Genomic DNA, 14828 nt, shown 5'->3' on the forward strand with positions numbered 1-14828 from the left:
CTGACTTTTAGTGTTATAGGTGATTTTTCACTACTATTGATTGAAGTTCTTTCCGATAATTTCGGTCAAAGCCCTAACTTTAGTTACAGAGGTTAATTCGTAACGGTACTCATCTTCAATACTGCCCATTTTGGATTCGTTGTTTCTGAAGGTCATTTTACTGGCCACGAATTCCTTGGCCGAGGCATGGAATTGCGTTGCCCCGGTCTTATCGATCAGCTGTTGAATATTGGTTTCATTTATTCCGGCACCGGGCATGATGGTAATCCGGCCATTTGCTTTTTTTATCAGCTGTGCTAATTTTTCTGCCCCAAGAATGGCAGAAGAAGCACCCCCGGAGCTCAGTACCCTTTTTATTTTGAGTGAGATCAAATCTTCAAGGGCCTGGTCCATATCGTTACTCATATCGAATGCCCTGTGAAAGGCTACCTCCATCGGTTTAGCCAGCTCAATAAGTTCAGCGCACCTTTCTTTGTCGATCGTGCCATCTGCCTTAAGTATACCGATAACTACGCCTTCACAATTTAATGATTTACAGATTTTTATATCTTCTTTCATTAGCTCGAACTCAATAGCGGAATATAGAAAATCTCCTCCTCGTGGACGTATAATTGGCCAAACTTCTACAGATAGATTTTTCTTGGCTAATGAAATTTGGCCATAACTGGGCGTGGTTCCGCCTTCGGCCAGGTTATCACAAAATTCAACCCTTTTTGCACCACCATTTTGCGCGGCGAGGGCCGATGTATAAGAATTGGCACATACTTCCAAGCAAGCAATTGCTTCTACACTCATTATATTAGTTTTTTTTGATTTGTATTATTCTAAGAGCCTTTACGCGCCGGAAAATTCGATATAATTGTCGTCTAAGTTGGATTGAGCTTTAGTTAATAATAACTTTTGCCTTTAATTAAAAGATCTTGTTTTTCTGCATTGCAAACCGCATAACTAAAGCCTTGTTGAATTGCATAAGCTCCGTATTCGCCCTTTTTATTGATGGCTAAAAATCCTACCTGTATGTTCTTGGCCGTTTCAGGCTTCTTTTTAATGATACGCATAACTGCTTCTTTACAGGCTGCTTCTGGTGTATAGCCTTGGCGCATGAGTTCTACCACTAAAAATGACCCTACATTCCGAACCACTTCTTCACCTACACCGGTTGAAGTTGCGCCACCAACCTCATTGTCTACATAAAGGCCGGCTCCGATAATGGGGCTATCCCCAATTCTTCCATGTAATTTATAAGCCATTCCGCTGGTGGTGCAGGCACCAGAAATATTACCTTTAACATCAATAGCCAACATGCCAATGGTATCGTGATTATATTGATTGCCCGGCAGTTTTTGCGGGGCAGCCTTTTGGTAAAGCTTATTTTCAATATTCATTACAGGCGCATATTTTGCTGTTTTTAGCCATTCTTTCCATGCTTTTTCGCTGGCAGGGGTAAGCAGGTTCTCTTTTTTGAAGCCCTGCTCCAACGCAAACTGTAAGGCACCATCGCCAGCCAGCATTACATGCGGTGTTTTTTCCATCACTTTACGTGCTACCGAAATAGGGTGTTTAATATGCTCGAGCGCTAAAACAGCGCCACAATTACCCAATTCGTCCATAATGCAGGCATCCAGGGTAACATGGCCATCGCGGTCTGGCAAACCGCCATACCCAACCGATTGATTGTGCTCATCGGCTTCAGGTACCCAAACGCCTTGTTCTACCGCATCTAGGGCACGTCCGCCAGCGGATAAAACTTTCCAGGCATCAGCATTTGCAGCGATTCCAAAATCCCATGTAGAAATTACAATGGGAAAATTCCCTGCTTTTGACGTTTTTTTGGGAAGTACTTCAGCTATACTGTTTTTATCAATGGCCAGCAATCCGGCCGATAAGGCAGATGCTTTTATAAATTTCCGGCGGTTAAACATTTGATATTTGGATGGTTTAATTGTTTTTAATTGTGGTGTTGTAAACCGGTCGATCTTACCTGATCGTGAAGGTTTTAACACGGGTTATTTTTAATGATTAATCGTTTTACTTCTAGTAGAATACTATAATTGGTAATGAGTGATAACCGGTATTTAATATTTAATTATAGTTAATGAGGTTCAATCGTAAATTTATCCGCATCTTTTAAAAACGGGAATTGTCTCCTGATTTTAACCAGTTCTTCGTAATTGATGCTAAAGGTATATAGATCTTCATCCTCAGGCTTGTAATAAACAGTGTTCCCGTAAGGATCCAAACACATTGATAATCCGCTGTGGTAAATCTGGTTTCCGTCATGGCCGACACGGTTTACTGCAATCACGTAACTTTGATTTTCAATTGCCCTGGCCGGGATTAGTGCCTTCCAATGTGCCGATCGTTTATCAGGCCAGTTGGCAACCAGGAGCAAGATATCGTATTCCTGACCAACGTTGCGCAACCAAACCGGAAAACGCAGGTCGTAACAAATGGCCAGTCTGATTTTCCAGCCTTTAAGTTCGACTATCAGTTTTTCTTTACCGGGACTAAAGTGCTGATCTTCGTCGCCCATGCCAAACAGGTGGCGTTTATCATAATGCTGGCTTTTGCCATCTGGCTCCATCCAGATCAGGCGGTTAAAATATTGATTGTTTTCTTTTATGATTAAGCTTCCGGTAACAACGCAGTTATACTGATATGCCATTTTTTGCATCCATTGCATCGTTTTTCCACCCATTTCTTCGGCTAACGCTTCAGAGTTCATGCTAAAACCTGTATTGAACATTTCGGGTAAAATAATAATATCGGTTTTCTCCCTTACACCCATCGATAATCTAAGTGCCAGATTTAAAAGGTTTTTCTCAATGTTTTCCCAAAAAAGATAGGCCTGAAAAACGGTTACTTTCAGATTTTCTATTTGAGTGTAAACAGGTGCTTCCATTTTTTATAGGTTTAGTCTGGTTAAACGTTTTTTAATTTCCCGGCAGCCAAGGCAAGTGTAGTGTCCTCTTTGGCAAAGCAGAACCTGATAATTTTATGATCTGTTGCTTTCTGGTAAAAGGCAGAAACCGGAATGGAGGCCACTCCAAATTCTTTAATTAACCTGACGCTAAAATCCGTATCCTTTTCATCGCTGATGTCGCTATAACTTACACATTGAAAATAGGAACCGTTGCAGGGCAGAAGTTTAAACCGGCTTTCTGCCAACAGGTTTCTAAAGTAATCCCTTTTCTGCTGAAAGAAACTGCCTATTTCAGTATAGTTTTTTGGTTCTTTAAGGTAATCGGCAATTGCCTGCTGCATGGGACTATTAACGCTGAAAACATTAAATTGGTGTACCTTTCTAAATTCTTTGGTTAATTTCTCCGGTGCAAGGCAATAGCCAAGTTTCCAGCCGGTAGCGTGTAAGAGTTTGCCAAAGGAGGCTACAATAAAGCTTCTTTGCTTTAATTCAGGATAGCGCATTACACTTTGGTGCTTTTGTTCATCATAAATCAGATGTTCATAAACTTCGTCGCTGAGGATTAAAATATCGGTACCCGTAACGAGTTTAATAAGCGATTTCATATCATCTGATGATAAAATACTTCCAGTTGGGTTTTGTGGTGTATTTAAGATGATCATTCTGGTTTTTGCTGTAAACAGCTTTTTAACCATATCCCAGTCGATAGCGTAGGTGGGCGGGGCAAGCTCGTAAGTTTTAACCAGGCCGCCTAATAGCTTGACTGTAGGTGCGTAGCTATCGTAAGCCGGTTCGAAAATAATCACTTCGTCGCCTGCATTAATAATGGCCGCCAATGCGGTAAAAATAGCCTGCGTACCACCTGCAGTAACCGTAATCTCCGTTTCAGGATGATATTTTATATCATATAATTTTTCAACTTTCTCTGCAATCGCTTCTTTTAAAAAGGTAGATCCAGGCATAGGCGCATATTGATTAAAACCATCTTTCATGGCTTTATTTACCAATTCAACTAGTTTTGGATCACAAGGATAATCGGGAAATCCCTGAGAAAGATTAATGGCATTGTGTTCTACAGCAAGTTTACTCATCACCGAAAAGATGGTGGTACTTACTCCAGGAAGTTTAGATTGTATATTAAGCATCTTATAAGCGAAAATAGGAAAAAAAGCTTAAGGCATAAAACCTGAACCCAAAGCCATACCGTATAACAGCACAGTTGTGATTAATGCCAAAGGGAAAAACTTTCCAAAGGAACATTAAACCCTTATCCTGTATTAACGTCAATAACGCTATAACCAATATTCTGATCTGATGATTAAACCTGAATTCCGGATAGGATTTTGCATTATTTAAAATATATTTATGCTTATTTAAAATTGTTCCAAATAAACTGCTTTCTTTGCAATTAAAATCTCAAACATCCATTGAATATGAAGTTTAAACACCTAACTGCTGCCTTTATACTGGTAATAATTGCATCAGCATTTGTTAACCCCAAAAAGCCTTTAACAACATTTGTTTCCAATTATGAAAATGTATTGGGTACATCGCTAGAATTAAAATTTAAAACCAGCAGCCAGGCTGATGCAGATGCAGCCGAAGCGCGCGCGTTAAACGAAATAGACAGGTTGGATGGTATTTTAAGTGCTTATAAAGCAGACAGTGAATTTAGCAGGTGGATGAGCAAGGGTAAACAAACCACCAAAGTTTCGTCAGAATTATTTGAGGTGTTAAAACAGTTTGAATATTATAAAACATTAACCCATGGCGCTCTTGATGCATCTGCCAAAGTAATTGGCGATGTTTGGAAAAAGGCAGCTGCCGAAGGCCATAAACCTTCTGCGTCCGTATTACAGCAGGCGGTTACTTTGGTTAAACAAAAGCATTACCTTTTAAATGAGCAGGATAAAACCGTTACCCGTTTGGATGATGTGCCATTGGCTTTAAATTCGTTTGCAAAAAGTTACATCATTAATAAAGCTGCTGAGCAAGCCGTTCAAAGCCCGGGTATTGAAAATGTGGTCGTGAATATTGGTGGCGATATGGTAATTAAAGGAAACGGGCCGGAGCTTATCGAAATAGCAAACCCTAAAGCTGATGCTGAAAACGATGCTGCACTTGCAACAATCAAAGTAGCCAACATGGCCGTGGCAACCAGCGGTAATTACCGCAGGGGTTTTGATGTAAATGGAAAGTGGTACTCGCACATTGTTGATCCGCGTACCGGAAAACCCGCTTCAGAAATCATCAGTGCAACGGTTATTGGGCCTGATGCCAGTGAGGCAGGTGCTTTAGCCACTTCCTTTAATGTGCTTTCTGTTGCCGAAATCGAAGCAGTAACTGCTAAAAGAAACGATATTGCATACTTGTTGGTCACTAAAGAAGGGAAAGAGATTAAAAGTAAGGAGTGGACTAACTATGAGGTTGCCCTAAAGAAACCTACTGCTACCTTAGCGAAAACAACTAAAGCCGATAAACTTTGGAACACAAAATATGAGCTGGTGGTAAACTTCGAAATTGCTGATATACAGCCTACTGATGGTAAGCGTGTCCGTCGACCATTTGTAGCAGTATGGATTGAAGATCAGGTAAAAACTCCGGTACGTAACTTGGCTATTTGGTACAATAAACCACGCTGGTTACCGGATTTAAAATCCTGGAACCGTGCTAACGGCGAGGAATTTAAAAAAGGTGCTGAAGGAAAACTGAGCTCAACGAGTTCCGCTACGCGTGGTCCGGGAAAATATAGCCTATCATGGGATGGAAAAGATGATAGCGGTAAATTGGTAAAAGCAGGAATTTATACCGTTTTTATCGAAGTAGCCCGTGAGCATGGAACTTACCAGGTGATTGCCAAAGAAATGAAATTTACCGGCTCGGCACAAAAGGTAGAATTAACACCAAATACGGAACTAACATCAGCATCCCTTGACTACAGAAAAATCGGAATCTCTAAAAAATAACATCGTCCCTGCGCCTGGTGGCCTGGGAAAAAAACAGGTTAAAAAAAATAGCGGAAAAGGTAAGGGTAAAAAGCGCTTAGCTGGTTTATCACGCTGGCTCCACATTTATTTATCGATGGTGAGTTTTACCATCCTGCTATTCTTTGCAGTATCGGGCTTAACCTTAAATCATGCAGATTGGTTTACTTCGGGTAAGGAGCTGGTTACTAAAGATTCCGGATCGGTAAACTTAAAATGGGTAAACCAACCCGACACCAATAAGATCAATAAGTTGCAACTTGTTGAGTTTTTCAGGAACAAACATGAGGTTAAGGGTGCATTGAGCGATTTCAGGATAGATGACAGGGAACTGAGTTTAACCTTTAACGGACCCGGTTATCTGGCCGATTCTTTTATAGACCGCGAAACCGGTAAGTATGAGTTAACTGTTACCCGGTTTGGTGTTGTAGCTGTGATCAATGATTTGCACAAAGGAAGGGATTCAGGAAAGGCCTGGTCCTGGATTATTGATATCTCTGCAGTGCTGATGACCCTCGTGTCTGTCTCAGGCATCATTCTCATCTGTTTTATCAAAAAGAAGCGCCTAAGTGGTTTTATTATTGCAGCGATAGGTACTATTGTTTGCTATTTAATTTACAAGTTATTTGTACCGTAAATTAACCACCAAGAAACTAAGGGCATTGAGAGGTGATCTCTTTTTGTTCTTGGTGTCTTGGTGGTGTAGTATTAGTGCGCTGCCACAGTCGCATCGGTGCTGGCTTCAACTTCTGCGGTAATAAACCTTCTGCCAATTAACAGGCAGCCTAAGGCGATAAACGCAGCTGCCGTCATTACCAATGGCATAGGAACGACCGAATGTTCGTTAAATAAACTAACCATTACCGAAGCCAGGGCGCCTAATCCCATTTGCAAAGCACCCATTAGGGCAGATGCACTCCCGGCATTTTTCGTAAAAGGTGCAAGGGCTAAAGCCGCAGCATTTGGGTTAATTAAACCTAAGCAGGCCAAAAACAATGCTATAAAACCTATTGTAGCATATAAATTTAACCAGTTATTTAAAGCAAAAACCAAAAAGATTAAACTGAAAATACATTGCGCAGCAAGTGCATAGGTTACAATATTTTTACTGGTAAACCATTTTAACAGTAAGCTGTTTACCTGGCTGGAACCAATAAATGAAACCGACAGTAAAGCGAAGATCCAGCCGTAGCCTGTTTTACTTACGTTGTAAATCTTCATAAATACCGTAGGAGAGGATGATACATAAGCAAACAACCCCGAAAAGGTAATGGAGGCGATTAATGCATAGGTATAAAACTGCGGCTCTTTTAGAACGGTAAAGAAATTGGTTAAAATAGGCCTGGGCTTTAAAGAATAACCGGGATCAGGTTTGTAGCTTTCCGGTAATTTAAAAATGGAGGCCAAAAGCATTAATACAGCCATCAGACCTAAAAATACAAATACGTATTTCCAGCCGAATGCCGAAATTAAATAACTGCCACCTGTTGGTGCGAGCATTGGGGAAACGGCAATAACCAGCATTAACGATGCAAATACCTTGGGGCTTTCTTCTACAGAGAATAAATCTCTAACCATGGCTACCGAAGCAACTGCCGTGGCGCAGCTCCCGATCGCCTGTATAAATCGTAAAACAATAAGCTGGTTTACATCGGTTACCGCTAAACATAATAGAGAGGATAGGATGTAAAGGCCCAAACCAAAATACAATGGTTTTTTACGTCCGTATTTATCGAGTAAAGGACCATATAAAAGCTGACCGGCAGAAATTCCGATAAAAAAGCTCGATAAAGACAATGCTACTGTAGATTCGGTACTTTTTAGATCTTTTGCAATATCCAAAAAACCCGGGAGGTACATGTCAATCGAGAAGGGACCAAGCGCAGCAAGCGAACCCAAAATAAGGATCAGGAAAAAGTGTTGTTTTTTAGCCATGGAATTACCGGAATTTGATGGCGCAAAGATTGTGAGATTTAAGTTGCCAACCTATTTTTACCGTCGAACGATTGTAAAAAATTATCCTAATGATTTTAAAACTGATTTTACAGTAGGCAGCTGCGTAATCTTTGTGTTATCTCTGTTAAAAATAGGCGCATCTTTATGCTAAAATATGTGATTTATTTTTAGATTTATAGTCTATGACTTTTAAGACGAAAGAAAGCCGTTTACTACTTGTTCTGGGTAGTTTTTTTGTGGCCAATGCCATATTATCAGAGTTTATCGGGGTTAAATTATTCAGCGTGGAGGAAACGCTTGGGATTAAAAAATTTGATATTAACCTGCTCGGTGTTCCTAACCTGTCGTTTGTGATGTCTGCAGGTGTGTTAACCTGGCCAATTATTTTTATCATGACCGATATCATAAATGAATATTTTGGGGTGAAACAGGTTCGTTTTTTATCCATTCTTACCTCTATTCTCATTGCTTTTGCCTTTATCGTAGTTTGGGGCTCCATGCATTTAAGTGCAGCCGATTTTTGGGTACATCAAAAGATAAATGGCGAAGACCTGAACATGAATAACGCGTTCGCCGGTATTTTTGGGCAGGGGATGTGGATTATTGTAGGGTCTATCACCGCCTTTATCATCGGGCAGCTGGCCGATGTGCTGATTTTTCACCGGATTAAAAAAATTACCGGAGAGCGTGCATTATGGTTGCGGGCAACCGGCTCAACATTGGTTTCCCAGCTTATTGATAGTTTCGTGGTAATTTTTATTGCTTTTTATTTAAATCCGCAATACCATTACAGCTGGCAAATGGTTGCCGCAATAGGTTTGGTGAATTATACATATAAATTCATTGTGGCTATTTTAATGACACCCATTTTATACATAGTACATACCATAATAGACGGTTATTTAGGAAAAGACCTGGCTCATAAACTGATTAAAATGGCCGGCAGGGGGTAAAATTAAACCAATAGCATGATGAGGAGATTAAATATTTTAATGCTCGTAGCGGGCCTTTCGTTATTGGCCTGTTCAACTGAAAAGAAAAGCGAGAAAAGCCTGGAACTCGAGGGGACCTGGCAATTGATTTCGGCAACTACTATTGATAAAGGAAAAAGTGAGACCACTGATTATTCAGGGAAGTTAAAAATGATCAAAATGTTTAACGATAGTCATTTCGCATTTTTGAAACATAGCCTTGATCCCAAAGATACGGTAAGTTTTGATGCAGGCGGAGGTACTTTTGTGTTAAAGGGTGAAGATTATACCGAGCACCTGGAATATTATAAAAACAAGAATTGGGAGGGGAAAACGTTTAACTTTAAACTGGCTATCCATAACGATACATTGATCCAAAAAGGGATCGAGAAAGTTGAAGCTGCCGGTGTTGACCGTGTAATTATCGAAAAATACCTTAAAGTACGCTAAAGGCAAAAGGTCAGAATCGCTCTGACCTTTATACTTAACAACAAAACAAATAAAAAAAATAACCTTAAAATAAATTATAGGCTTGCCAATTCCTCGGCAAAAACGTTTCCGCTCAACTGCTCCTGTTTGTAAATCTGCCTGCCGGTATAGGCCACAAAAACAGATTGATCTAAAAGCAGGTCACGGTTTTTAATTAAACTTTCCAGCTTCACGGTTCCAACCACATATTTATAGCTGCTGGCCGCATACCGTTCGCTGATGTCATCAAAATTCAACAGGGTAATCAGATCTTCATCAGCATAACGCAGATAGATTTCTAATAGAATATCTTCGGTATGTTTTACACCGTTTTCAGAGTGATATTTTTTGTATTCATAGCGGTAATCGTAACGCAAGGCCGCAATATCAGAAAGTACGGCTGCACCGGTAGGATGGCCACCTGCACCCTTACCATAAAAAAACTGTTTATCTGCAAAAGCTGCCTGAACCGCAACTGCATTATACTCGTTTTCTACATTGTAAAGAAAATCGTCTTTAGCCACCAGTTTAGGGAGTACATAAGTTACAATATCTTTTGTATTCACCTTACGCGCTGTAGGAACCAACTTAATTTTAAAGTTTTTCTCACGTGCATATTTGATATCGTGGTTGGAAAGGTTCTGTATACCGATGTTTAAAATGGCATCAGGGTTTACGAATAAACCATAAGCATGTGCGGTAGCAATGGCCAGTTTATATTTCGGATCATAACCTCCCACATCCAAAATAGGGTCGGTTTCAGCAAAACCTAAATCCTGGGCCTCTTTTAATGCCGAATCGTAACTTTGGTTCTTATCGAATATTTTAGAAAGAATATAGTTGGATGATCCATTAAAAATACCACTCAGGGCATGGAATAATTCGTTGTCATAATACTCTTCCAGGTTGCGGATAATTGGTATACTGCCACAAACAGCTCCTTCGTACAATAAAGAAGTACCATACTCCTGCTGTAGATCTACCAGTTCTTTTAAGTGTGTGGCAATCATTTTTTTATTGGCAGATACTACATTTTTGCCATTTTTTAATGCGGTAGTTACAATTTCATAGGCCGCATCGGCATCATTAATCAGCTCTACAATCGTATTGATTTCTGTATTGTTCAGTATTTCGTTGCGGTCAGTAATAAACAGGTCCTTATTCAGGGTACGCTTCTTCCTTGGGTCTTTTATCGCGATTTTAATGATTTCCAGGTTCAGGTTCTGGCTTTGGATAATATCCAGTAAACCTTGTCCCACAACCCCGAAACCAAATAAACCGATTTTTAGATTTTTACTCATTGTTATAAATTGATTATACAGATAGACGGATTACACCGTTATAGCTGTTCTTATTTTTGTAATTTGTTTTAATTGTATGAGGTGTCCGGTCAACCACCTTTCACCTTTAAGCTCTGAATCTGCGACCTTTCTAAGCGGTATGCTGCAACTTGATAATCTTTTTATTGCGGCTTTCCTTGATAAAATTTCCGATGATATTGGTCAGGGCATCTGTTTCGATCAGGAAACCATCGTGGCCATAATCAGAATGTAAAGCAGTAAACTCAGCCCCATTAATGTGGTCAGCCAGGTATTTTTGCTCAGATAACGGGAATAAGACATCATTTTCTATACCGATTACCAAAGTATTTGCCGTAATAAGTTTTAGCGCGTCAGCAATGCTTTTGCGGTTACGGCCAACATTGTGGCTGTCCATTGCCTTGGTTAGATAATAATAGCTGTAAGCATTAAAGCGGTTGATTAACTTTTCTCCCTGGTAATTCTGATAAGAAGAAGAACGGAAGTTATCGGTTTTATCATTTACACTTTCTACCTGGGTGCTTCCATAAGCATGATAGGTTCTGTAACTTAATAACGCAATGCTGCGTGCAGTTTTTAAGCCTTTGCTGCCTCCGTTTGGCTGGTTGGCATAAAAAGTTCTGTCGGTAGTAATGGCCAAACGCTGACTTTCGTTAAAAGCAATTCCCCATGGAGAATGTGCGGCATTGGTGGCAATCAGGATCAGATTTTCTATCTTATTTGGTTCTGAAATGCTCCACTCAACAGCTTGTTGCCCACCCAAAGAACCACCGATTAATAATTTAATATAATCAACACCCAGGTGCGAAGCTAATAACTGGTGTGCTGATACCAGATCGCGGATGGTGAACTGTGGAAACGAAAGGTAATAAGGTAAACCTGTTACCGGGTTGGTGCTTAAAGGATTGGTGCTACCGTAATGTGAGCCTAAAACATTGGCGCAAACGATATAATGTTCTTCAGGATTAAATAAGGCATTTTGACCAAACAAACCTTCCCACCATTCAAAAACATCTGCATTGGCAGTAAGCGCATGGCAAACCCAAATTACATTGTCTTTATTGGCGTTTAATTTGCCATAAGTTTGATAGGCAATTTGCAGGTTGCGGATTTTTTTTCCGCTTTCTAACTTGAACGGTTTATTATATTGATAGGTTTCTCCTAAATTTCCTGATGGAGATTTTGAAGTGCTATGGTGATTACTGTTATGCATTTTGTAATGTTGTTGTTGTAAAAAAAACCTTTAAGGGCTTTTGAGTTTAGCTTTGTAAACTCACTTCTGGTGCAGTAGCTTTAATTTTTGCAAACGCTTGTTCGAAATCGGCCTTAATATCATCAATATGCTCAATACCAACCGATACCCTCAATGCATTTGGTTTTACGCCTGCTGCTAATTGTTCTTCCTCGCTTAATTGCTGGTGTGTTGTAGCCGAGGGCTGAATGATCAATGTTTTCGCATCGCCCACGTTGGCCAGGTGCGACACCAGCTTTAAATGATCAATTACCTGTGTTGCATGTTCTTTGCTTCCGGCTAATTCAAAAGATAAAACCGCACCAAAACCGTTGCTTAAATATTTTTTAGCGAGGCCATTATACTTATTGCTGGCTAAGCCCGGGTACTGAACTTCTTTAACTAAAGGATGGTTTTCTAACCAGGTGGCTAATTCCAGTGCATTATCGACATGGCGTTGAACACGGAGCGATAAAGTTTCCAATCCCTGTAACAAAAGAAAAGAGTTGAAAGGCGAAAGGGAAGGCCCTAAATCTCTCAGCCCTTCTACGCGCGCCCGGATAATAAACTGGATATTACCGAATGGCCCGCCGATACCAAAAACATCGCTGAAAACCAAGCCATGATAGCCTTCTGACGGTTCAGAGAACTGAGGGAATTTTCCATTGCCCCAATTGTAATTACCACCATCAACAATAACGCCGCCAATACTGGTTCCATGGCCACCAATCCATTTGGTTGCCGATTCTACCACAATATTAGCACCGTGTTCCAATGGTTTAAACAAATACCCTGCTGCTCCGAAAGTATTGTCGACCACTAAAGGAAGATCGTGTTTTTTGGCTATTGCGGCAATTTTCTCAAAATCGGGTACGCTAAACGCAGGGTTACCGATGGTTTCCAGGTAGATTGCTTTAGTTTTCTCAGTTATTTTAGATTCAAATTCTTCCGGTACATCCGGATTTGCAAAATCAACATAAATGCCCAAGCGCTTAAAAGCTACCTTAAACTGGTTGTAAGTTCCGCCGTAAATATGTGAAGAGGAAACGATATGGTCGCCAGCCTGAAGGATATTATTTAAAGCAATAAATTGGGCAGCCTGTCCTGATGATACCGCTAAGGCAGCTACGCCACCTTCTAAAGCAGCAATGCGTTTTTCGAAAACATCATTGGTAGGATTCATGATCCTGGTGTAGATATTCCCAAACTCCTTTAAGGCAAATAAATTGGCGCCGTGTTCGGCACTGTTAAATCCGTAAGAAGTGGTTTGGTATATAGGAACTGCTCTTGAGCCTGTGGTTGGGTCTATTTCCTGGCCTGCATGTAATTGTAAAGTTTCAAATTTATATGATGTTGACATGATTTCTATTTTTTTTAATGATGTGATTGGGTAGCAGAAATGAGGGACATCCTGATTTCTAATAAGGGGGCGTATCCCGGTTTCCCGGGACCTTCCAGTTTGAAAGAAACAAAAAAGGAAGATTTTTTAGATTACTGTATGCAACAGCACATACAGGTAACCGCAAGTTTATCACAACAAATAAGAGAAATAGAAGCATGTTCTATCTTTTTCTGTTTTGCACCGGGCTCGCTTAGCGATTGAAGATTTAATGTTTTCATCAGTTTTAATTTATATCTCCGAACAACACCGTGTTATCCGGTCAGGAATTGGCACCTTCTCTTTCTGAGGGTTGCCAGTGGGTCATCGAGCCAGTCTCTCGCCACTTCTTTATAAATCAACCCGTGAAGATTGACTTTTATTTAGCTTTCCGCCAAATAATATTTCAAATGTCTGAATTTAATTTTAATTCACAAAATAAAATTTCGAATTAATGTTAAGGTATTGATAATGAGTGGTGTATTTTTGTTTTTGGAGAACAGATTTAAATTTTTAATATAAAATTAACGCCTAAAATTCTAATTTTGTGTGATCTACCTAAATCTAATGATGATAAAAAAAACGAAATCTCTGTGCCTGGCACTGTTATTTAGTATAACGTGCTTAACAAGTGTAAAGGCTCAATTCGGCGGTTTAAAAGATAAGTTGCTGAAAATTGGTACTGCCCAGGGGGCTAAAGCTTTGGGAGTAGACAAGTTTTTAAAGCAACCTGCTGCCATTACCACCAGTTTTGAAGACGTGAACCGGGAAGGCGAAAAAATGCCTGATTTTTTAAATGACTTAAAATTAAAGGCTCAACCATTATATCTGTTACCTAAAAATCCCGATGGTGGTTTTGTACTTTGCGAAGGATTGTACGAAATGACGAATAAAAGTTACTGCTTAAAAGCCGGAACTTTCGCACCGTCAAAAGGCGATGGTTACATGTTTGCCCCGGTTTTAGGCCCGAAGGAAGAAATTGTAGTTTCCATCTTAAAAAGTGCCGAAAAACATCCTGAAGTAGAACAGCACGATATACAGGCATTGCTTTGGACAATTATTGCCAGGACCAAATTTGCCGATTACAGCGGACAGGTTAAGGTAACTGCCATAAAGCTGTTAACAACTAAACAGCTTACGCAGTTAGAAGGTGGTGCGCTGGGCATTTTGCCTTTCGATGTTATGGAAAAAACCAAAGAGCAGTTACCTTCGGGTGTCAGAGCAGTTTTTGAAGCCGAAAACAATATACGCCAACTGGTGGCTTCGGGTAATTATACTTATGCCGATCTGGAGAAGTATGCCATTGTTGCCGGAATGGCACCACCCCGTAGCGATGTGCCAAGTGGCATCTGGACCAAACACCCTGACGGATATTATGTGCGTTATTTCCCTTCTGGATATTCGGTTACCAAAGTGCAGGTATATGTACCGAAAGAATTATTGGCTAATGGAGCAAAATTAATCTATGATGCTACCGGCGATATTGCCTGTCCGGCCAATACCGGATCGCAGCGTTTGGCGCAGACCAATGAACCTTTGGAAGCTGATTATTCGCTTAAATTAACTACTATTTGTAATCCTAAATAAGATTAATAAAG

General features: G+C 40.2%; 13 protein-coding genes and 1 riboswitch. Of the genes, 5 read left to right on the top strand and 8 right to left on the bottom strand.

Annotation, left to right across the window (positions count from 1 at the left end; genetic code table 11):
- Window positions 1-33 precede the first annotated feature (33 nt).
- From GGQ60_RS04095 to GGQ60_RS04110, 4 genes are all read right to left on the bottom strand, one after another.
- On the bottom strand, window positions 34-795 hold the full coding sequence (locus GGQ60_RS04095; protein ID WP_183760134.1) for a copper homeostasis protein CutC: 762 nt from the start codon (window positions 793-795) through the stop codon (window positions 34-36).
- Between the two features lie 92 nt (window positions 796-887).
- Complete coding sequence (locus tag GGQ60_RS04100; RefSeq protein WP_183760136.1) at window positions 888-1922, bottom strand: glycosylasparaginase; 1035 nt, start codon at window positions 1920-1922, stop codon at window positions 888-890.
- A gap of 170 nt (window positions 1923-2092) precedes the next feature.
- Window positions 2093-2902 (bottom strand): nitrilase family protein, encoded by an 810-nt coding sequence (locus tag GGQ60_RS04105; RefSeq protein WP_183760138.1) that lies wholly within the window; start codon window positions 2900-2902, stop codon window positions 2093-2095.
- Between the two features lie 20 nt (window positions 2903-2922).
- Entirely contained in the window at window positions 2923-4068 is a 1146-nt protein-coding gene (locus GGQ60_RS04110; protein WP_183760140.1) for a methionine aminotransferase, read from the bottom strand.
- 288 nt (window positions 4069-4356) lie between these two features.
- Here GGQ60_RS04110 and GGQ60_RS04115 point away from each other — a divergent pair, with 288 nt between their 5' ends.
- A complete protein-coding gene (locus tag GGQ60_RS04115; protein ID WP_183760142.1) occupies window positions 4357-5889 on the top strand; it encodes a DUF2271 domain-containing protein in 1533 nt (510 codons plus the stop codon).
- Window positions 5855-6544, top strand: a complete 690-nt coding sequence (locus GGQ60_RS04120; RefSeq protein WP_221235873.1) for a PepSY-associated TM helix domain-containing protein — start codon at window positions 5855-5857, stop codon at window positions 6542-6544. The genes GGQ60_RS04115 and GGQ60_RS04120 overlap by 35 nt, the downstream gene beginning before the upstream one ends.
- A gap of 71 nt (window positions 6545-6615) precedes the next feature.
- Here GGQ60_RS04120 and GGQ60_RS04125 read toward each other — a convergent pair whose 3' ends face one another.
- Entirely contained in the window at window positions 6616-7842 is a 1227-nt protein-coding gene (locus tag GGQ60_RS04125; RefSeq protein WP_183760144.1) for a multidrug effflux MFS transporter, read from the bottom strand.
- Between the two features lie 203 nt (window positions 7843-8045).
- On the opposite strand from GGQ60_RS04125, the gene GGQ60_RS04130 reads away from it, so the two are divergent.
- Both GGQ60_RS04130 and GGQ60_RS04135 read left to right on the top strand, forming a co-directional pair.
- Entirely contained in the window at window positions 8046-8816 is a 771-nt protein-coding gene (locus GGQ60_RS04130; RefSeq protein WP_183760146.1) for a queuosine precursor transporter, read from the top strand.
- 15 nt (window positions 8817-8831) lie between these two features.
- A complete protein-coding gene (locus GGQ60_RS04135) occupies window positions 8832-9284 on the top strand; it encodes a DUF4488 domain-containing protein (RefSeq protein ID WP_229685085.1) in 453 nt (150 codons plus the stop codon).
- 74 nt (window positions 9285-9358) lie between these two features.
- On the opposite strand, the gene GGQ60_RS04140 is transcribed toward GGQ60_RS04135, so the two are convergent.
- From GGQ60_RS04140 to GGQ60_RS04150, 3 genes are all read right to left on the bottom strand, one after another.
- Window positions 9359-10603 carry a homoserine dehydrogenase gene (locus GGQ60_RS04140; protein ID WP_183760147.1) on the bottom strand — a complete coding sequence of 415 codons (1245 nt, stop codon included), beginning with the start codon at window positions 10601-10603 and terminating at the stop codon, window positions 9359-9361.
- 130 nt (window positions 10604-10733) lie between these two features.
- Window positions 10734-11834, bottom strand: a complete 1101-nt coding sequence (locus GGQ60_RS04145) for a homoserine O-acetyltransferase family protein (protein WP_183760149.1) — start codon at window positions 11832-11834, stop codon at window positions 10734-10736.
- A gap of 46 nt (window positions 11835-11880) precedes the next feature.
- Window positions 11881-13212, bottom strand: a complete 1332-nt coding sequence (locus tag GGQ60_RS04150) for an O-acetylhomoserine aminocarboxypropyltransferase/cysteine synthase family protein (protein ID WP_183760151.1) — start codon at window positions 13210-13212, stop codon at window positions 11881-11883.
- A 267-nt stretch (window positions 13213-13479) separates the two neighbouring features.
- A riboswitch (SAM riboswitch) is annotated at window positions 13480-13590 on the bottom strand.
- A 207-nt stretch (window positions 13591-13797) separates the two neighbouring features.
- On the opposite strand from GGQ60_RS04150, the gene GGQ60_RS04155 reads away from it, so the two are divergent.
- The gene (locus tag GGQ60_RS04155; RefSeq protein WP_183760153.1) at window positions 13798-14817 is read left to right on the top strand and encodes a hypothetical protein; all 1020 of its coding nucleotides are present in this window, start codon (window positions 13798-13800) and stop codon (window positions 14815-14817) included.
- The last annotated feature ends 11 nt before the right edge of the window (window positions 14818-14828 follow it).

The sequence above is a fragment of the Pedobacter zeae genome, assembly GCF_014196715.1.
In the GTDB taxonomy this organism is placed as follows: domain Bacteria; phylum Bacteroidota; class Bacteroidia; order Sphingobacteriales; family Sphingobacteriaceae; genus Pedobacter; species Pedobacter zeae.

What these genes read in the sequence shown, in the direction of transcription:
- GGQ60_RS04105 (WP_183760138.1), bottom strand. Translation starts at nt 2,902, where the DNA reads ATGGAAGCACCTGTTTACACTCAAATAGAAAATCTGAAAGTAACCGTT.
- GGQ60_RS04095 (WP_183760134.1), bottom strand. Translation starts at nt 795, where the DNA reads ATGAGTGTAGAAGCAATTGCTTGCTTGGAAGTATGTGCCAATTCTTAT.
- GGQ60_RS04150 (WP_183760151.1), bottom strand. Translation starts at nt 13,212, where the DNA reads ATGTCAACATCATATAAATTTGAAACTTTACAATTACATGCAGGCCAG.
- GGQ60_RS04115 (WP_183760142.1), top strand. Translation starts at nt 4,357, where the DNA reads ATGAAGTTTAAACACCTAACTGCTGCCTTTATACTGGTAATAATTGCA.
- GGQ60_RS04135 (WP_229685085.1), top strand. Translation starts at nt 8,832, where the DNA reads ATGATGAGGAGATTAAATATTTTAATGCTCGTAGCGGGCCTTTCGTTA.
- GGQ60_RS04140 (WP_183760147.1), bottom strand. Translation starts at nt 10,603, where the DNA reads ATGAGTAAAAATCTAAAAATCGGTTTATTTGGTTTCGGGGTTGTGGGA.
- GGQ60_RS04100 (WP_183760136.1), bottom strand. Translation starts at nt 1,922, where the DNA reads ATGTTTAACCGCCGGAAATTTATAAAAGCATCTGCCTTATCGGCCGGA.
- GGQ60_RS04130 (WP_183760146.1), top strand. Translation starts at nt 8,046, where the DNA reads ATGACTTTTAAGACGAAAGAAAGCCGTTTACTACTTGTTCTGGGTAGT.
- GGQ60_RS04155 (WP_183760153.1), top strand. Translation starts at nt 13,798, where the DNA reads ATGATGATAAAAAAAACGAAATCTCTGTGCCTGGCACTGTTATTTAGT.
- GGQ60_RS04125 (WP_183760144.1), bottom strand. Translation starts at nt 7,842, where the DNA reads ATGGCTAAAAAACAACACTTTTTCCTGATCCTTATTTTGGGTTCGCTT.
- GGQ60_RS04145 (WP_183760149.1), bottom strand. Translation starts at nt 11,834, where the DNA reads ATGCATAACAGTAATCACCATAGCACTTCAAAATCTCCATCAGGAAAT.
- GGQ60_RS04110 (WP_183760140.1), bottom strand. Translation starts at nt 4,068, where the DNA reads ATGCTTAATATACAATCTAAACTTCCTGGAGTAAGTACCACCATCTTT.